Origin of the sequence: Methylomonas koyamae, from assembly GCF_001644025.1 — a bacterium.
Taxonomy (GTDB): domain Bacteria; phylum Pseudomonadota; class Gammaproteobacteria; order Methylococcales; family Methylomonadaceae; genus Methylomonas; species Methylomonas koyamae_A.
In genome coordinates this window covers 23,230-42,362 of the sequence record NZ_LUUK01000168.1, presented here as the reverse complement: position 1 = coordinate 42,362, position 19,133 = coordinate 23,230, and the positions used below count along the sequence as shown (strand labels likewise).

General features: G+C 57.8%; 9 protein-coding genes, 3 tRNA genes and 1 pseudogene. 7 read left to right on the top strand and 6 right to left on the bottom strand.

Annotation, left to right across the window (positions count from 1 at the left end):
- A pseudogene (locus A1355_RS12660) lies at positions 1-342 on the bottom strand (hypothetical protein); the annotation flags it as partial.
- A 77-nt stretch (positions 343-419) separates the two neighbouring features.
- Between A1355_RS12660 and A1355_RS12655 the strand changes: the two are divergent.
- The 3 genes from A1355_RS12655 to A1355_RS12645 all read left to right on the top strand — a co-directional run bounded on the left by A1355_RS12655 (position 420) and on the right by A1355_RS12645 (position 7,562).
- A complete protein-coding gene (locus A1355_RS12655; protein ID WP_064028622.1) occupies positions 420-2,210 on the top strand; it encodes a serine/threonine-protein kinase in 1,791 nt (596 codons plus the stop codon).
- Positions 2,211-2,327: 117 nt separating this feature from the next.
- Complete coding sequence (locus A1355_RS12650) at positions 2,328-3,536, top strand: autotransporter outer membrane beta-barrel domain-containing protein (protein WP_064028620.1); 1,209 nt, start codon at positions 2,328-2,330, stop codon at positions 3,534-3,536.
- A gap of 120 nt (positions 3,537-3,656) precedes the next feature.
- A complete protein-coding gene (locus A1355_RS12645; RefSeq protein WP_064028625.1) occupies positions 3,657-7,562 on the top strand; it encodes a DUF3683 domain-containing protein in 3,906 nt (1,301 codons plus the stop codon).
- A 381-nt stretch (positions 7,563-7,943) separates the two neighbouring features.
- Here the strand turns inward: A1355_RS12645 and A1355_RS12640 are convergent.
- From A1355_RS12640 to A1355_RS12625, 4 genes are all read right to left on the bottom strand, one after another.
- Positions 7,944-8,019 (bottom strand) — tRNA-Gly (locus A1355_RS12640).
- A gap of 63 nt (positions 8,020-8,082) precedes the next feature.
- Positions 8,083-8,156 (bottom strand) — tRNA-Cys (locus A1355_RS12635).
- A 47-nt stretch (positions 8,157-8,203) separates the two neighbouring features.
- Positions 8,204-8,279 (bottom strand) — tRNA-Gly (locus A1355_RS12630).
- Between the two features lie 50 nt (positions 8,280-8,329).
- Positions 8,330-8,872 carry a hypothetical protein gene (locus A1355_RS12625; protein ID WP_064028618.1) on the bottom strand — a complete coding sequence of 181 codons (543 nt, stop codon included), beginning with the start codon at positions 8,870-8,872 and terminating at the stop codon, positions 8,330-8,332.
- A 233-nt stretch (positions 8,873-9,105) separates the two neighbouring features.
- Here A1355_RS12625 and A1355_RS12620 point away from each other — a divergent pair, with 233 nt between their 5' ends.
- Genes A1355_RS12620 through A1355_RS12610 form a run of 3 tightly spaced genes read left to right on the top strand, consistent with a single transcriptional unit; the run spans position 9,106 to position 14,813 of the window.
- Positions 9,106-10,404, top strand: coding sequence for a TolC family protein (locus A1355_RS12620; RefSeq protein ID WP_231883656.1), 1,299 nt, complete (start codon positions 9,106-9,108; stop codon positions 10,402-10,404).
- 15 nt (positions 10,405-10,419) lie between these two features.
- Positions 10,420-11,511, top strand: coding sequence for an efflux RND transporter periplasmic adaptor subunit (locus A1355_RS12615; protein ID WP_064028613.1), 1,092 nt, complete (start codon positions 10,420-10,422; stop codon positions 11,509-11,511).
- The gene (locus A1355_RS12610) at positions 11,508-14,813 is read left to right on the top strand and encodes an efflux RND transporter permease subunit (RefSeq protein ID WP_064028611.1); all 3,306 of its coding nucleotides are present in this window, start codon (positions 11,508-11,510) and stop codon (positions 14,811-14,813) included. The genes A1355_RS12615 and A1355_RS12610 overlap by 4 nt, the downstream gene beginning before the upstream one ends.
- Before the next feature lie 147 nt (positions 14,814-14,960).
- On the opposite strand, the gene uvrA is transcribed toward A1355_RS12610, so the two are convergent.
- Positions 14,961-17,777, bottom strand: a complete 2,817-nt coding sequence (uvrA, locus tag A1355_RS12605; RefSeq protein ID WP_064028609.1) for an excinuclease ABC subunit UvrA — start codon at positions 17,775-17,777, stop codon at positions 14,961-14,963.
- A gap of 291 nt (positions 17,778-18,068) precedes the next feature.
- Between uvrA and A1355_RS12600 the strand changes: the two genes are divergently transcribed.
- Positions 18,069-18,869 (top strand): FkbM family methyltransferase, encoded by an 801-nt coding sequence (locus tag A1355_RS12600; RefSeq protein ID WP_064028607.1) that lies wholly within the window; start codon positions 18,069-18,071, stop codon positions 18,867-18,869.
- Positions 18,870-19,133: the final 264 nt, after the last annotated feature.

Sequence of the window (19,133 nt, the reverse complement as noted above, 5' to 3'; positions counted from 1 at the left end):
AATATAAAGACTGGGCGCCGGATCGACGGCCTGTAACGGTAATGCCACCGAGGCGCGGGTGGTGGGGTCGGCGCTGGGCAGGATGCCGGCTTCATAGGGTCGGCCGTCGCCTTCCAGGTAGACATGCAGCCGTTCCGATGTCGTCGAGCCGGACCGGGAATAGGTATCGAGCCGGAAGCCGTTGGCGATCACGGTTTCGGCGGTTAAGCCGAATTGGCGGGCTTGATTTTGGAGCTTGGCGGTGGGCGAGGCGCAAGCGGCCGTGACGACCGTCAACAGCAGTGCCGCCAGCCGCCGCCTAATCGCGCAAGCTCGGCGGAATGGCGCAAGGCTTATCGGCATCGGCGGTCGCCGGTTTGCCGACGGCCTGAGCCAAACAGGCTAAAATCCATCATCGTCTTTAAACTTTGCATACTGTCATGTCCGCCTTTGATAACGCATTCACCGCCTTTCGGCAATCGCAAATCAGCTTAGCGCAATTGCTGGCGGCGGCCGAGGCCTTAAACGCCGGACCGGAAGCGGATTTGGCCGCCGCCCGGCTGAGCCTGGAGCAAGCGCTAGCCGAGGGTGAACTCGAAGGCGCGACCTACCGACTACTTGTCGGCATTTGGGATGACCGGACCCGATTGGCCGAGAGCACGAGTACGCCGCCGACCGCGGCCGACGATGCAACCTTGGTGGCGATGCCGGCGGATGGCCGGAAACTCGCCCAAGCCAAAAAACCGGAGGCGGGCGACGACCCGACGTGGGTCGCAACAGCGGCCGGCGACGGGGACGCCACCGAACTTCTGAACCCGGCGGCGACCGACGACGCGACTCGAGTTGGCGAGGCCGTGGTGCCGGACGCCGCGCCGGCTTCGACCACCAAGACGCCAACCTTGAATACCGAGTCCTTGCTGCAAGGTCTGGATCCCAATCTGCCGCGCACCGATCTGGTGGTCGGCGATACCGTCAAGAAACGTTTCGTGCTCGAGGAACTGCTGGGCGTCGGCGGGATGGGGATGGTATTCAAGGCCACCGACCTGCGTAAGGTCGAGGCGGCCGATAAGGATCCCTTTGTCGCGCTAAAGGTGCTGAACCGGGATTTTCAGTTCAACCCGATGGCCTTGGTGGCCTTGCAGCGCGAGACCAAGCGTGCTCAGACCCTAGCTCATCCGAATATCATTAAAGTCTACGACTTCGACCGCGACGACGCCGGCCACGTGTTTATGACGATGGAATATCTGCAAGGCCGGCCGCTCAGTCATTTGATCAGGGATCATGTCGATAGCGGTTTGCCGTTCAAGAAAGCTTGGCCGATCATTCACGCGATGGCCGAAGCGCTGGGTTACGCGCACAAGAAGAAGATCGTTCATTCCGATTTCAAGCCTGGTAACGTGTTTTTGGGCGACGACGGCGAAATTCGGGTGTTGGACTTCGGTATCGCTTGCGCGATCGGCCGTTCCGAAGCCGGCGGCGAGGACGCGACCGTGTTCAATGCCCGCGACTTGGGCGCGCTGACGCCGGCTTACGCCAGCTTGGAGCAATTGCAAAACCGCGATCCGGACCCGCGCGACGATATTTACGCGCTGGCCTGTATCAGTTACGAGCTGCTGACCGGCAAGCATCCGTTCGGTAAGTTGTCGGCGGAGAAAGTACTGGAAGTCAATTTGCAGCCCAAGGCCATTCCCAAGCTGGGTCGGCGGCAGTGGAAAGGCTTGCAAAAGGCCTTGGCCTTGCGTCAGGACAAACGCACCGCGACGATACGCGAGTTTTTGGCGGTGTTAGCGCCGCGTTCGGCGGCCTTCTTCGCGTTGTGGGGCGCGGCGGTGCTGGTGGCGCTGTCCGGCGGATTCAGCATTTACTGGCGTTTGGCGCATCCGCCCGGCGAAACCGTGCCTCAGGTCGCGATCAAGGCCTTGACGCCGGAAGAAGTACAGAAAATCCAGGATTTACAGGAATTGGCGGCGATTCATTTGGATGTCGGCTATCTAACCGCACCGACCGGCAGCAACGCCTGGTGGGCCTATCAGGAAATCTTGAAAATCGACCCCTACAATCAGGTAGCCGTCGACGGCATCAATAAAATCGCCGATTTGTTGGAGCAGCAAGCCTGGGAGCTTTACGAAAAAGGCCAGCGCGCCGAGGCTTTGAAAAAAGTCGGCGAAGGGTTGGAGGTCAATCCCGGTCACAAGGGCTTGCTGAGCTTGCAAGACAAATTGCGGAGTTAGTGAATCTGCGTGATTCTTATTTTGGCTTATAATTCAAGATGATTAATTACATTCTTAAATTTTGTCGAAATAGATTTGGCATGTAAGATGCCCGCATCGACTTAGAGGAGACATACTATGAAGAATAAGCAAAATACCGTTACGTCAATGTCGCCGACGGCGAGCCGGATCGGCGTGGGCGTCGCGCTGGCTCTGTGCGGAGCGGCGATGTCTACCGCGCGGGCGACGCCGGCCAGCTTCAACGAAAACCAGAGCTCGGTGGACAACGCCATTTCCAAATGCTCGAATTTTTACAATCAGCAGGAATCCAACGCGCCATCCGCGTGTAATATCGAGAGCATCTCGGACTTAAAGAGTCTGACGCCGGATCAGGTGTTCGGCATGGGCAGTATCGCTACACGGGTCAACGGCGGCAAGAATAGCTTGCCGTTCGGACAATCCGGCAAAATCAATTTGGGCGGTGGGGCCGGCGACGGCGATTTCTCGAAACTGTCGTTTTGGGGCAAGGTCGACAGTAGCTTCGGTTTGCACGACAACACGGCCGTGAATTTGGGCGGTTTTAAATTCGACAATCATAATTTCATGGCCGGCGCCGATTACCGTATCAGCGACCGCTGGTCCGCCGGCGCCGCCTTCAATTACAAGCGCGGCAATGCCACGTTTAACAGCGGTCGCGGCGAGACCTTGAGCGACAACTACATCGGCACGCTCTATAGCAGTTACTTCATTACCGATGCCTTGCACGTCGAGGGTACCGCGTCATACGGCGGCGTCGATTTCGAAACCAGCCGCAACATCAAGTTGGGCGGAACTTCGTCGATTGCCAGCGCGGCGCCGAGCGCCGATCAGTATGCTTTCAGCCTGGGCGGCGGCTACGACTTCAATTTCAAGGCTTTGACGGTCGCGCCTTATGCGCGCGGCGAATATACCGGTCTGGATATCGACAGCTATAGCGAGACCGGCAGTCCCGGCGCGGTGCGTTTCGGCAAGCAAAATATTCAATCGCTGATTTCGACGGTCGGCGTGCAGACCGCGTATTCGGTCAGCGTGCCGTGGGGGGTAGTGATTCCGCAGTTGCGCGGCGAATGGCACCATCAATTCATGGACGGCCGCCGCCAAGTCACCGGCAGCTTTGTCGCCGACGGCAGCGGCAGCACCTTTACGTTGGTCAACGACGCGCCGAGTCGCGATTACTATACCTTCGGCGCGGAAGTGTCCAGCGTGTTGCCGGGCGGCGTGTCGGCGTTTTTATCCTACGAAACCCTGCAAGGCTACCGGCATATCGACAGCAACCGCTTCATGCTGGGCGGCCGGATGGAGTTTTAAGCCGATTGCGTCCGCCAAACGCCGTCCGCGCCGCCTGGCGCGGCTGGCGTTTTTCGATGGGGCTCAATGCCTCGCCATGTTAGAATCCCGGCCATCATGACTTTCAGTTCGGCGAGTCCAGTGGCCAATTCATCCTTCCTAAGCGACCACACCGCGCCGGCGCGCGTGCGGGAAATCCCCTATAACTACACTTCGTTTTCCGACCGGGAAATCGTCATCCGCCTGCTCGGCGAGGACATCTGGTGGGTGTTGGATTCGCTGCGCGGCGAACAAATCACCGGTCGCTCGGCGCGCATGCTTTACGAAGTGTTGGGCGATATTTGGGCGGTGCGCCGCAATCCCTATCTGGAAGACGATTTGCTGAACAATCGCGACCGGCGCCGGGCCTTGCTCGATGCGTTGCGTCACCGGTTGCGGCAAATGGAGACGCGACAAGCGGAAATCGCCGGCGATCCCGATCGCGCCGAGCGCGTCGGTCAGTTGATCGCCGCCGTTCAGCAAGCCGTCGCCGATTTCGAGGCTCATTTCGAGCAAACCGGCCAGTTACGGCGTAGCGTATTGAGTTTGTTGACCCAATATACCCGCAAGGACAACATCTGTTTCGACGGTTTTGCCAGGGTCAGCCATGTTACCGACGCCACCGACTGGCGGGTCGAATATCCCTTCGTCGTGTTGTATCCGTCCAGCGAGGACGAGATCGGGCATTTGGTGCGCGGCTGCATCGAACTGGGTTTGACCATTATTCCGCGCGGCGGCGGCACCGGCTATACCGGCGGCGCGGTACCGCTGACGCCGTTTTCGGCGATCATCAATACCGAAAAACTGCTGGAAATGACGGCGGTCGAGCGCGAATCCCGCTTGCCGGGCGTGGATAGTCCGTACGCGACGATTTTCACCGGTGCTGGCGTCGTGACGCGCCGGGTCATGGAAGCCGCCGAGCGCTCGGGATTGGTGTTTGCCTGCGATCCAACCTCGGCCGATGCGTCTTGCGTGGGCGGCAATATCGCGATGAATGCCGGCGGTAAGAAAGCGGTGCTTTGGGGGACCGCGCTGGACAATCTGGCGTCGTGGCGGATGGTGACGCCGGACGGCAATTGGCTGGAAGTCGAGCGGCTCAATCACAATCTGGGCAAGATCCACGAGCAGGAGCAGGTCAGTTTTAACTTGAAGCGCTACGACAGTAGCCGTCGCAATCTGCTAAGCGAAGAACGCCTGGATCTGCCTGGCGCGTTGTTCCGCAAGGTCGGCTTGGGCAAGGATGTGACCGACAAGTTTCTTGGCGGTTTGCCGGGGATACAGAAAGAGGGTTGCGACGGCATTATTACTTCGGCGCGCTGGGTGCTGCATGAAATGCCGCCGCACGCGCGCACCTTCTGTCTGGAGTTTTTCGGGCAAGTGCGCGAGGCGGTGCCGTCCATCGTCGAAATTCGCGATTATCTGGCCGGGCTGCCGAAAGACGGTCCGGCGCGGGTGATGCTGGCGGGTCTGGAACACCTGGACGAGCGCTACGTCAAGGCGGTCGGTTACGCCACCAAGGCCAAGCGCCACGGTCGGCCCAAGATGGTGTTGATCGGCGACATTGTCGGCGACGACGAACAGCAGGTGGCGCTGGCCGCGTCCGAAGTGGTCCGCTTGTGCAACGCGCGCGGCGCCGAGGGTTTTATCGCGGTCAGCCCGGAAACCCGAGCCAAGTTTTGGCTGGATAGGGCTAGAACGGCGGCGATCGCTCGTCATACCAACGCCTTCAAAATCAACGAAGACGTGGTGATACCGTTGCCGCGCATGGGCGATTATTGCGACGGCATCGAACGCATCAACATCGAATTGTCGCTGAGCAATAAACTGCGGCTGTGCGATGCGGTGAGTGACTTGTTGCGCGGCGACTTGCCGTTACGCGCCTACGAAGACAGCGTCGACAAAAGCGAATTGATCGGCGATCGCCGGGCGTTGGCACTGGAGACGGTGGCGGCGGTGCGCGAGCGCTGGCAGTGGTTGTTCGACCATCTGGATTTGCCGCTGGCGCGGGCCGAGGCTGAATTCGAGCGTTACGGCATCAGCGTCGGTCCGTTGACCAATCGGGCCACGGAGCCGACCTTGTTTCACCGGGTTCAGGACTATTCGTTGCGGATTTCCTGGAAGACAGAGCTGTTGCCGCGCTTGCGGGAGATCTTCGAGGGCGACAACTTTCGGCCGGTCGTCGAACGGATCGAGGCCGCGCACAAGGAGATTTTACGTGGTCGAGTGTTCGTGGCCTTGCATATGCACGCCGGCGACGGCAATGTGCACACCAATCTGCCGGTCAACTCCGACCATTACCAAATGCTGCAGGAAGCCAACGCCGCGGTCGCCAGAATTATGGCGCTGGCACGCTCGCTGGGCGGGGCGATTTCCGGCGAGCACGGCATCGGTATTACCAAGTACGAATTTCTCGACGCGGCGGAACTTGCCGAGTTTCATCGTTATAAAAATCAGGTCGATCCGGAAGGGCGCTTCAATCGCGGCAAGTTGATGCCGGGCGGCGATCTGAGCTCGGCTTACACCACATCCTTCAGTTTGATGGGATTCGAGTCGCTGATCATGCAGCAGAGCGACATCGGCGCGATTTCCGATTCGGTCAAGGATTGCCTGCGTTGCGGTAAGTGCAAGCCGGTCTGCGCGACTCACGTGCCGCGCGCCAATCTGCTCTATTCGCCGCGCAACAAGATTTTGGCGACGTCGCTGTTGATCGAGGCGTTCTTGTACGAGGAGCAAACCCGGCGCGGTATTTCGATTACGCATTGGAAGGAATTCGAGGACGTCGGCGAACACTGCACGGTGTGCCATAAATGTTTCAACCCTTGTCCGGTCGATATCGATTTCGGCGAGGTGTCGATGAACATGCGCAATTTGCTGCATAAAATGGGCAAGCAGAGTTTCAACCCGGGCAAGGCGCTGGCGATGGCGTTTTTGAATACGACCAGTCCGGGTACCGTGAAGGCGCTACGCGCGGCGATGGTGGATTGGGGATACAAGGCGCAGCGTTTGGGAACGACGATGCTGGCACCGTGGGGCAGGGCGCAGAACCGCCAGCCGCCGGCGTCGGTGGGCAAGCCGGACGTGCGCGAGCAAGTCATTCATTTCATGAATCGGAAGATGCCGGCCAAGCTGCCGAACAAGACGGCCAGGGCCTTGCTGGACATCGAGGATAATCAAATCGTGCCGATTATTCGCGATCATGCCAAGACCCGTTCGGATTCCGAGTCGGTGTTTTATTTTCCCGGTTGCGGCTCCGAGCGCTTGTTCTCGCAAGTTGGTCTGGCGACCCAGGCGATGCTTTACGAGGTCGGCGTGCAAACCGTTTTACCGCCCGGTTATTTGTGTTGCGGTTACCCGCAGCGCGCGGCGGGTCAGTTCGACAAGGCCGAAAAAATCACCACCGATAACCGAGTGTTGTTTCATCGGGTGGCGAATACCTTGAACTATCTGGACATCAAGACCGTGATCGTCAGTTGCGGCACTTGCCTGGATCAGTTGGTCGATTACGAGTTCGAAAAAATTTTTCCGGGCTGCCGGCTATTGGATATTCACGAATATTTGTTAGAAAAGGGCGTTAGGTTGGACGGGGTCGACGGTGCTCGTTATCTGTATCACGATCCTTGTCACAGTCCGTTTAAGCAGCAAGAGCCGTTGAAAGTCGTCAGCGGCTTACTGGGCGCGCCGGTCGGCAAGTCCGACCGGTGCTGCGGCGAATCCGGTACTCTGGCTGTGGCGCGGCCAGACATCTCGACGCAGGTCCGCTATCGCAAGGCCGAGGAGTTGCAGAACGACGCCGCCAAGCTGCGCGCCGACGGTTACGATGGTGCGGTGCGAATGTTGACCTCCTGTCCGTCCTGCATGCAAGGATTGCAGCGTTATCAAGACGATGTCGAACAACTGGAAGTCGATTACATCGTCGTCGAAATTGCCAAGCATGTGTTGGGCGAAAATTGGATGGCCGACTATTTGACCAAGGCCGGCAGCGGCGGCGTGGAGCGGGTGCTGCTTTAGTCCAACAAGCGGAAGTGATTTTTTGCTTTGGAGAATATAATCGGCGGGCTTGGCGGCGGCTTCAGTCGCGCCGAAGATATTCCGACACCAGTGTTTCCGTACTTTGCCCAACGGCTTTCAACGTAAAACTACTGTCGGTCTTGAAAAGAACTGTTCGCTCAAGACCGGAGATTTTTCGGTCACCAAGTGACGGCGTTGCAGGCGGTTTATATAGGGTGTGTACTCGAACGAAGGGGTTTGAGTTCTGGCTTCCGAGGCGCGTTCCGCCCTACTCCAAATACTGATTCGCTCCCGGCGGGTTTGGCTCAATCCGATATGTCGCTGAATCCAGCCTGTACGAGGGGCTCGGATGCGATAAGAGTGACGAAGAAATGGACGATTTGGAGCGGGAAACGAGACTCGAACTCGCGACCCCAACCTTGGCAAGGTTGTGCTCTACCAACTGAGCTATTCCCGCTTGAAGATGACATTGCCCGCTTGGGAAAATGTCGGTTTGATATCGACATCGGTCCAATACCTATGGAGGCTGCGACCGGAATCGAACCGGTGTATACGGCTTTGCAGGCCGCTGCATAACCACTTTGCTACGCAGCCGTTTAAGGTCCAACAAAAAAGCCGCGTAGCGGCGCGGCTTTAAAATTTGGAGCGGGAAACGAGACTCGAACTCGCGACCCCAACCTTGGCAAGGTTGTGCTCTACCAACTGAGCTATTCCCGCTTTGTTTCCGATCCGGCGTATTATAGGGTGTAAATTTTTTTAGTCAACAGTTATTGCAGGTTGATGCCGGAAGTCCAGGCGCGACGGCCTTGGCATTCGCCGCTGGCGGTAATTTCGACTTCGGCCCAAACCAGGTTTTTGTCGGTGGTATCGTTCTGGATTTGTAGCAACTTGACCGGCGAATTCATCGGCATATGTTTGCATGCGCCGTCGCGGTCATTTTCCTCGGTATCGTCGTAAGCCGCCAAAGAGCCAGGGACGCCAACCAGTCTGACCGTGGCATTCGGATCGTAAGTATTCGGGCTTTTCAGAACGTAACTTTGTCCAACGACCAGCGGTTTTTGCTGATGAACGGGCAATTTGGGGTTCGATCCACCGCTAAAGATCATCAAGAGCAACAGCAAGGCCACGCCGCCGACGCCGCCGTAAAATACTTTCGGATTGGATTCCTTCAGGGCCAATATGGTCGCCAAAGCGTTAGCCGCTCCGGCTTCGACAGGGGCCGCGGCAGGTTCCGCAATTGATGCCGGTTGATTGGGTTCCTCGGCAGGGCTGCTGTTCTCTGTGTCGTTGGTGTTTTCTTCAAGGCTCATGCGATGTTTCCTCTTAAGCTAGTTATTATTATGGGACGGGCCGCTAAAGTTACCATGCTGACCAAACATTTCAAGCATTCGTTTAAAAGTCGTTTATTTTTGAGGAGTAGCTTGCGAGGTCTTATGAATTTAAGGCTGGAAAAATGCTCGGCTTGGCTATATATTAGGAAATACTTAATTACCCCCATTTCAACGCCATGCACACAACAGGTACACGTTTCGCAGTCTTGCTGATGGCTTCGTCGTTGGGTTTGACGGCCCATGCCGAGTCGGCCGGCTCGGTTTACACATTGGAGCGGGCCATTGATCAAGCGTTGGCCGGCAATCCCGAACTCAGCATTCTGCAAGCTAGAATCGAGCAGGCGAATGCTCAACTCGGCGAAGCCTTGGCCAGTTTTTATCCGCAGGTCAAAGCCAGCTTGTCCTACCAGCACAGCGACAATCCGGCGCAAGCGTTCGCTATGATCATCGCTCAGCGGCGGCTCGATTTTAACAGCGGTGATTTTAACCACCCAGGCGGCGTGGATAACTATCGCCCCCAAGTCACGGCTAGTTATTCGCTGTTTCGCGGCGGTCGGGATTACTATCTCGGTAAGGCCGCAGAGCTGGGCGTTGAGGCGTCGGAGCTGGAAAAATCGGCGCTTCGCAATCATTTGCTGAATAACGTGACCGCCGCCTATTACGGCGAACTGGCCGCGGTCGCGGCGCACAAGGTCAGTATCGGCGCGGTCGACGCGGTTGACAGCGAGTTGCGCCAATCCCGCTTGCGTTACGAGGCGGGCACCTTGCTGAAGTCGGAAGTCTTGTCGCTGGAGGTCCAATTGGCCGAAGCCAAGGATGCGGAAATTCAAGCGGCCAACGCCATCGAACTGGCACAGAACATGTTGAAAACCTTGCTCGGCTTGGGTGCCGGCGAGCCATTGTCGATAGCGGAGGCGGAGGCCGCGTTACCGGCCACGCCGGCGGCTTACGACGAGCTGTTGAATCAAGCGCGGACCCATCCGGAATTACAGGCGGCCCAAAAACGAGTCGAAATCGCCGAACGGCAACTTTCGGCCGCGCAAGGCGCGCATTTACCGCGCGCCGATGCTTACGTCAGTTACGGCTCCGATAGCCGGGACTTGGCTTTCAGTGCCAATCGCGACAATGTCACTGCCGGCGTCACGGTCGAGCTGGACTTGTTTTCAGGTTTCGCCACGCAAGAACGCATCAAAAAGGCCGAGCACGAATTGATCGCCGCCCAAGAAGCGGCGCGTCAGACCCGGTTACGTATCGAAAACGAGTTGCACAGTGCGCGCCTGAAACTGTCGGAAGCCCTGAATCGCGTGCAAGTCGCGGGCGTCGCGGTGTTGGCGGCCGAAGAAGCTCTGAGGCAGGTCAGCGAGCAATATCAGGTTGGCGTCGTGACGGTTACCCGCTATATCGAAGCCGAAGTGGCTAGAGACAAGGCCCACACCAGGCAAATCAACGCCCGATACGACGCGTTGCGCGCCGATGCGGAACTCAAGCAGGCTTACGGTGCTTGGCAATAAACTTCAGGAAGGAACATGACCTCTTCGAATACTCATTCCGCGTTGCCTGCTTGGGCAATTCCGCTGGCCGCCGTTTCGGCGCTGTTGTTGGTGATTTTCGTCGCATTGGGCATCATCGGCGGCCCAGAAAAAACCGAAGTCGGCACTACTCCGGCCGCCGTTAATTCGGTGCCGTCCGGCGCTCGAACTTACCGGGTCTCGTTGGCCGGTGCCGATCGAATGTTGGAATGGCAGGGCGTGGTGCGCTCGCGTCAGGCTGTCAAGATCAGTCCGAAATTTTCCGCGCGAATAGTGGAGATTCCGGTTAAGGTCGGAGACAGGCTGAAAAAAGGCGAGGTGATCGCCAAATTGGACGACCGCGACCCGCGTGCCGCCTATAGTGCGGCGGTTTCGGCGCAGGCAGCGGCTCAGGCTCAGGCCGTGCAAGCGGCTGCCGACGAAAAACGCGCTAGCGAACTGTTCGAAAAACAAGCCGCGACCCGACAAAGCTATGACGCCGCGCTGGCTCGGGCGAAGGCGGCCAGGGCCTTGGCCGAACAGGCCGCCAGCTCGGCTCGACAAAGTCAGGTGATGATGGCCGAAAACGTGTTGTACGCGCCGTTCGACGGCGTGGTGGGCGAACGTTACCAAGATCCCGGCGATATGGGCGCGCCCGGTCAGGCACTGGTCAGCTTTCACCAGCCCGATGCGCTTCGATTGGAAGTGTCGGTTGCCAGCACTTGTAGCGGCCGCATCGGTTTGGGCGATACCGCGGCGGTGCGTATCGACGGCGTCGATCTGATCGGCCGAGTGGCCGAATTGGCCCCGGAAGTCGATCCGCAAACCCGCACCCGTCTGGTCAAAGTCGATTTGCCGGCCACGCCCGGTTTGCAGCACGGTCAGTTCGCCACGTTGGCGCTGCCTTGCGATACGGCCGAATCGGCCCTGTTGATCCCGGCCGGCGCGGTACTGAATTTCGGCCAGTTGCAGGCGGTGCGCGTGGTCGAAAACGGTGCTTGGCATATCCGGCACATTCGCACCGGAAAGCGTTACGGCGACCGGCTGGAAGTACTGACCGGCCTGCGCGACGGCGAAACCATCCTGGCTGATAGCGAGCTAGCCTCATGAGTTCGAGCAACGAGGCCAAAAAAGACACGCTGACGGTGGCGATTGTCCGGCTGTTTACCACGTCGCATCTGTCCCTGCTATTCCTGCTGATCTCGCTGCTGGCCGGCGCGGCGGCACTGATACTGACGCCGCGCGAGGAAGATCCGCAAATCGTCGTGCCGGTGATGGACGTGTTCGTCAAGTATCCCGGCGCTACGGCCGAGGAAGTCGAGAAACGCGTCACGACGCCGCTGGAAGTGTTCCTAAAGCAAATTCAGGGCGTCGAATACGTTTACTCAGCCTCCAGTCCCGGTCAGGCGCTGGTCACGGTGCGCTACGAGGTGGGCCAAAGCATCGTCGATAGCTTGATCAAGACTCACGATAAGTTGCAGGCCAATCTGGACATCATCCCGCCGGGCGTCACCGATTGGGTGGTCAAGCCGGTCGAAATCGACGACGTGCCTATCGTGCTGCTGAGCTTGTCCAGCCCTAGGGGCAGCGAGGATAGCATGGCGGTTCGCCGGATCGCCGAGGAATTGATCGAACGCCTGCGCGCGATCGATGACATCGGCAAAAGTTGGGTGGTCGGCGCGGCGCCCAGGATGATTTCGGTATACCCCGACCCCGCCAAGCTGCAAGCCGCCGGTCTGGATTTGGCGGAGCTGCGGCAGGCCTTGTCGCAAGGCAATGCCAATCTGCAAATCGGTCATTTCAATCAAGCCGGAAAAGACATCTTGCTGGAAGCGGGGCCACAGTATCAAAACCTCGAAGCCGTCGGCGCCACGGTGTTGAAAAACGTCGGCGGCCGTTTGGTTTATCTGCGTGACGTCGCCGAAATCCTCGACGGTCCGCAAGATACCGACTACTACACCCGAATTGGTTTTGGTCCGGCGGCGCATGAAGCGGAAACGGTTGGACATGCTTCCGGGCAACAGGTGCAAATCGGCGGCGGACCCGCTGCCGCATTTCCACCATCCCTGGCGGGCGAGGAAAGGCAAATGGCGACCATCGCCATCGCCAAGCGCAAGGGCGCCAATGCGGTAGCCGTTGCCGAACAAGTACTGGCGCTAACCGAACAATTACACGGCACGCTGATACCGGATGATGTGCAAATCAACGTCACCCGCAACTACGGCGAAACCGCCAACCATAAGGTTAACGAACTGGTGATGCACTTGAGCATCGCGATTTTGACCATCATCGTGTTGCTGGCCTTGTCCTTGGGTTTTAAGGAATCGCTAATCGTGTCGTTGGCGGTGCCGATGACGTTTGCGGTAACGCTGTTGCTGGATCTGATCTTCGGCTACACCATCAATCGGGTTACGCTGTTCGCGTTGATCTTGTCCTTGGGCTTGTTGGTCGACGACCCGATCGTCGATGTCGAGAACATCCACCGCCACTACAAAATGCGTAAGGAGCCGCCGCTGCAAGCCTTGCTGACCGCGGTCAACGAAATCCGACCGCCGACGATATTGGCCACCTTTGCGGTGATCATGTCCTTCGTGCCGATGTTTTTCATCACCGGCATGATGGGGCCGTACATGGCACCGATGGCTTTCAACGTGCCGATCGCGATGCTGATGTCGCTGCTGATCGCCTTTACCGTTACACCTTGGGCCAGCTACAAACTGCTGAAAGGCGATTACGGCAAGGATCATGGTCCCGAGTTCAAACTACACGACACGCGCGGCTTCAAGCTGTATCAAGCCATCATGCGGCCGCTGTTGGGCAATCAAGCCAAGGCCAAGGGGTTTTTGCTGATCGTATTCATTGCCTTCGTGTTGTCGGCGTTGATGGCGGTGTTCCGCGTCGTGCCTTTGAAACTCTTGCCGTTCGACAATAAAAACGAGCTGCAAATGGTCATCGACATGCCGCGCGGCTCGTCGCTGGAAGCTACCGACGAAGTCGCGGCGGCGGTCGGACGCTATCTGGCCACCGTCAACGAGGTCGCCAATTATCAAAGCTATGTCGGTTTGGCCTCGCCGATGGATTTCAACGGTTTGGTGCGGCATTACTATTTGCGCCAAGGCGCTTACGTCGGCGACATCCGCGTGGTATTCGTCGATAAGACTCGCCGCGAACAACAGTCGCATGCGATTGCATTAAGAATGAGGCCCGAGATCGACAAAATCGAACGACAATACGGCGCCAACATCAAGATCGTCGAAATGCCGCCGGGGCCTCCGGTATTGTCTAGTGTGGTCGCGGAGCTCTACGGTCCACCGGAAGCGAGCTATCAGGACATCATCAAGGTTTCCAACAGGGTGCGGGCTGAATTGGAACAAACCGAAGGCGTGGTCGATGTCGACGATTACGTCGAAGCGCCGCAAGACCGCTTGCACTTCATGCTCGATCAGGACAAGGCCGCGTGGCTTGGCATCACTACCGAGCAAGTCGCCAACAGTCTGAAATTGGCCGTAGACGGTGGGGTTGCCGGCACCTTGCATATTGCCAGCGAGCGCCAGCCGCTGTTGATCGAGCTGCGCTTGCCGCGTTCGGCCCGTTCGTCGGAGGCCGATTTGCTGGCGCTGTCGGTTAAAACCGGGCAGGGCAAGCTGGTGCGGCTGGGCGAAATCGGCCGCTTCGAGCACGATCACGGCGATCAGACCATCTACCATAAAAACCTGGAGCGGGTGTCCTACGTGCTCGGCGAAATGGCCGGCCGCAGTCCGGTCGAGGCGGTGTGGGACTTGGGCGACAAGTTGGAAGAAAAACCGCTGCCGCCCGGTTATCGTGCCGAAATGGCCGGTGAGGGCGAATGGAAAATTACCGTGGACGTGTTCCGCGACCTGGGCCTGGCCTTCGCGGCGGCGATGGTGATGATCTACATCCTGTTGGTCGGCCAAACCGGCTCGCTGGGCGTGCCGCTGATCATGATGATAGCGATTCCGTTGACCGTGATCGGCATCATGCCCGGCTTTTGGTTCATCAACCTGTTTGCGTCGGACGTCGGCCAATACGCCGATCCGGTGTACTTCACCGCCACCGCGATGATAGGCATGATCGCGCTGGCCGGCATCGTCGTGCGCAACTCCATCATTCTGATCGACTTCATCGAGAACATCTATCGGGGCAACCCGGACATCAGTCTGGCCGACGCCATTATCGAAGCCGGCGCCACCCGTTTGAACCCGATCTTTCTGACCGCCGCGTCGGCCGTGCTGGGCTCGGTGATGATCGTGCTCGACCCGATCTTTTCCGGCTTGGCCTGGAGCTTCATCTTCGGCATCATCGCATCCACGTTGTTCTCGCTGGTGGTGATTCCGTTGGTGTATTTTCTGATTAATAGGAATATGCCCAAGGAAGTCGCGCTCGAAGAGTAACTATTGGGAGAGGCCAACCTGCGGGAGGACAATGTATGGCGTCAAGACTGATAAAGGCCGCGGCCGCGTTGCGCTTCTTCTGGCACCGCGCGGAGCGGTGTTTGCCGATTCCCGCCCGGCGCGGGGAATCAGGGGAGAACGGCGTGTCTAAGCAAAAAACCGTCGCAAATACTTTCCGGTATGCGAAGTCTTATGTTTGGCAATTTGCTTGGGCGTGCCTTCCGCCATCAGCGTGCCGCCGCCGCTACCGCCTTCCGGCCCCATGTCGACGATCCAGTCGGCGGTTTTGATCACATCCAGGTTGTGTTCGATGACGATCAAGGTGTTGCCGTGGTCGCGTAGGGTATGCAGCACGCTGAGCAACTGCTTGATGTCGTGGAAGTGCAGGCCGGTGGTGGGTTCGTCGAGAATATATAGCGTGGTGCCGGTGTCGCGTTTGGATAGTTCTTTCGCCAGCTTGACCCGTTGCGCTTCGCCACCGGACAGGGTCACGGCGTTCTGGCCAAGGGTGATGTAGCTCAAGCCGACATCGATCAGGGTGTGCAGCTTGCGGGCCAGGCCGGGAATTGCCGAGAAAAACGCCGCCGCGTCTTCGACGGTCATTTCCAAGACTTCGTGTATCGTCTTGCCCTTGTAGCGGATTTCCAGGGTTTCGCGGTTGTAGCGTTTGCCGTGGCAGATGTCGCAGGGTACGAAGATGTCTGGCAGAAAGTGCATTTCCACCTTGATTACGCCGTCGCCGGCGCAGGCCTCGCAGCGGCCGCCCTTGACGTTGAAACTGAAACGGCCTGGATTGTAACCACGCGAACGAGCCTCCGGCACCGCCGAGAACAGCTCGCGGATCGGCGTGAAGATGCCGGTGTAGGTGGCCGGATTCGAGCGGGGGGTACGGCCGATCGGGCTTTGATCGATGTCCACCACCTTGTCGAATTGCTCCAAGCCTTCGATGGCCGCGCACGGCGCCGGAATACAACTGGCGCCGTTGATCAGACGCGCGGCGTGGCTATATAGGGTGTCGTTGATCAAGGTCGATTTACCGGAGCCGGACACGCCGGTCACGCAGGTCAACAGGCCGATCGGGAAACCGACTGTGACATTTTTAAGATTGTTGCCGGTCGCACCCTTGATGGTCAATTGCCGGGCTGGATCGTTGGGCGCGGTTTTTTTCGGAATATCGATACCGAGGCTGCCGGACAGATACTGGCCGGTCAGCGAATTGGCATCGGCCAGAATTTGCGCGGGCGTGCCTTGCGCGACGATTTGACCGCCGTGCACGCCGGCGCCGGGGCCGATATCGACCACGTGGTCGGCGGCGCGAATGGCGTCTTCGTCGTGTTCGACGACGATCACGGTGTTGCCCAAGTCGCGCAATCTGAATAGCGTATTCAGCAAGCGTTCGTTGTCGCGCTGGTGCAAACCGATTGACGGTTCGTCCAGCACGTACATCACGCCGACCAGGCCGGCGCCGATCTGGCTGGCGAGTCGGATGCGTTGCGCTTCGCCGCCGGACAGCGTGTCTGCGCTGCGGTCCAGGGTCAGGTAATCCAGACCGACGTTGACTAAAAACTCCAGCCGTTCCTGGATTTCCTTGTTGATTTTGGCGGCGATTTCGCCGCGATGGCCGGGAATCGTCAGCGTCTGGAAGAAAGCCGATGTCTCCCGAATCGGCAAGCGAGTGATGTGATGTAGGGGACGGCCTTCGACGAACACGTTGCGCGCCGCTAAATTCAGGCGCGCGCCGTCGCAGACCGTGCAGGTCTGCTGCGCCAGATACTTGGCCAGTTCATCGCGTACCATCTGCGAATCGCTCTCGCGGTAGCGGCGCTCCATGTTGGGAATGATGCCTTCGAAGCTGTGCCGGCTGGTTTTGGCCTTGCCGTTGCCCATTTGGAATTGAAAGGCGATGGCCTCGTCGCCGCTACCATACAGAATCGCGGCTTGGACGGTTTTGGGGATATGCGAGAACGGCGCTTCCGGATCGAAACCGTAATGCGCGGCCAGCGCGCAGACGATTTGGTAGTAATAGGCGTTGCGCCGATCCCAGCCGCGCACCGCGCCGCCGGCCAGGCTGATCTCCGGATTGTGTACCACCAGTTGCGGATCGAAATGCTGGCGCACGCCCAGGCCGTCGCAACTGGGGCAGGCGCCTTTCGGGTTGTTGAACGAAAAGATGCGCGGTTCGAGTTCGCTGAGACTATAGCCGCAGTGGGGGCAGGCGTAACGTTCCGAAAACAGCAGTTGCTGGTCGGTTTCCATCGACGCGGCGATCGCCAGGCCTTCCGACAGCCGCAATGCGGTTTCGAAGGATTCGGCCAGCCGCAGTTGGATGTCGTCGCGGATTTTAAAGCGATCGACGATGACTTCGATGGTGTGTTTTTTCTTTAAATCCAGGGCAGGGGGCTCGTCCAACTCGTAGACTTCGCCGTCGATGCGGGCGCGTAAAAAGCCCTGGGCCTTCAAGTCTTCCAGCAACAGCACATGCTCGCCCTTACGCGCGTTGACCACCGGCGCCAGCAGCATCCAGCGCTCGCCTTCGGGCTGCGCCAATACTTGATCGACCATTTGGCTGACAGTCTGCGCTTCCAGCGATACGCCGTGCTCCGGGCAGCGCGGAATGCCGACCCTGGCGTATAGCAGACGCAGATAATCGTAAATCTCGGTGATCGTTCCGACGGTCGAGCGCGGGTTGTGCGAGGTGGATTTTTGCTCGATGGAAATCGCCGGCGACAAGCCTTCGATATGGTCGACGTCCGGCTTCTCCATCATCGACAAGAACTGGCGGGCGTAGGCCGACAGCGACTCGACGTAACGGCGTTGGCCCTCGGCGTAAATGGTATCGAAAGCCAGCGACGACTTGCCGGAACCGGACAGGCCGGTAATGACGATCAACTTGTCGCGCGGTAGGTCGATGTCGATGTTCTTTAGATTGTGGGTGCGGGCGCCGCGTATGCTTATGGTGTCCATTGCTGAGCATTGTGAAAATTTACACAGCTCGATACTATAAAGGGTGGCCTGAGTCTGGGTAAAGAAGGCTGCGTAATTTATCCTTGATCCGGATAATGGCAAATTCTAAGTTTTCCCGCATTTGAACGTCTTTTGTTTGGTCATCCGGATTTCGGGGTGGCTTATTAGCGGACTCAGAATAGACTGTTTGTTGAACTCCGAAACCTACATTGGTTATCAATGGAATAGCAGTGCTATGATTCGGTCGTTGACGATGTATTTCAAAGCTTAAATCCGACCTTTGGGGGATTAATGTCCGGCAAGATCATGGATTTTTACAACTGGGCTCGGCCTTGGCGAGAGCGGTTCGGTATATGGCACGGCCTGAAAATTGCGATGGTCATGCGTAAAGCACTTTGGTCTTTACCTGCGAACAGTGAAGTTGTTGTTAAAGTGCCAGGTATTTCTAAACCGATAACTCTTCGGGCCGGTACTTCCGATCCGGAAGTGTTTATGCAGATTTTTAAGGAACTTCAAGCTGATTTCCCCATTTTTGGTGAACCTCGAGTGATCGTCGATGCTGGTGCCAACATTGGATTGGCTAGCGTCGTGTTTGCACATCGGTTTCCTCGGGCGGAAATATTGGCGTTGGAGATTGACCGGCAAAATTTCGAACTATTACGGAGAAATACTGCGGACTATCCTAATGTCAAGGCAGTTTTGAAGGGGCTTTGGTCTAAAAAAACCGATATTTTCGTCACAAATCCTGGGGCCGAATCCTGGGCTTTTCAGGTATCTGAGCAATCTGTGTCGGATGGTCGGTCGATAAGCGCGTTGGGTGTGAAAGATATATTGGAAGAATATTCATACGCTAGAATCGATTTACTGAAGATAGACATTGAGGGGAGTGAGTATGAAGTTTTCAAGGATGGTGTTGACGATTGGATAGACCGGGTTGGAATGCTCGCCATAGAAGTACACGATAGATTCCGTCCCGGTTGTACGGAGGCGATTCGGCGAGCTCTGCAGCCTTATGGTTTTATTGAGTCAAACTGGGCGGAATACTTGCTGTTTACCCGCGATTATTTGCCGGCGTCGGCTCGAAACGGGTAGTCGATTTCCATCGAGTATACGTAGCTCAAACGCGGCAGTAGTCCGCAGACGAAAACGAAAGCGGCAAACATTGCCGCCGAATAGGGTTTTGCCCGCAGTGTCATCGGATTTAACAAGTTGAGGTGAAAACCTATCGTTGTCTTCGAGAAAGCACGCGGCGTTCCCGCAACAACGATAACCGGCATCTAACTGTAGCCGAAAAATCTCGGAAGTCCGTCAACAGGTCTCCGAAACATGCGCGCGAATATGGCCGATTAACGTGGC

Coding starts and splice junctions, on each gene's coding strand:
- A1355_RS12650 (WP_064028620.1), top strand. CDS start 2,328: ATGAAGAATAAGCAAAATACCGTTACGTCAATGTCGCCGACGGCGAGC.
- A1355_RS12615 (WP_064028613.1), top strand. CDS start 10,420: ATGACCTCTTCGAATACTCATTCCGCGTTGCCTGCTTGGGCAATTCCG.
- uvrA (WP_064028609.1), bottom strand. CDS start 17,777: ATGGACACCATAAGCATACGCGGCGCCCGCACCCACAATCTAAAGAAC.
- A1355_RS12600 (WP_064028607.1), top strand. CDS start 18,069: ATGTCCGGCAAGATCATGGATTTTTACAACTGGGCTCGGCCTTGGCGA.
- A1355_RS12655 (WP_064028622.1), top strand. CDS start 420: ATGTCCGCCTTTGATAACGCATTCACCGCCTTTCGGCAATCGCAAATC.
- A1355_RS12620 (WP_231883656.1), top strand. CDS start 9,106: ATGGCTTCGTCGTTGGGTTTGACGGCCCATGCCGAGTCGGCCGGCTCG.
- A1355_RS12610 (WP_064028611.1), top strand. CDS start 11,508: ATGAGTTCGAGCAACGAGGCCAAAAAAGACACGCTGACGGTGGCGATT.
- A1355_RS12625 (WP_064028618.1), bottom strand. CDS start 8,872: ATGAGCCTTGAAGAAAACACCAACGACACAGAGAACAGCAGCCCTGCC.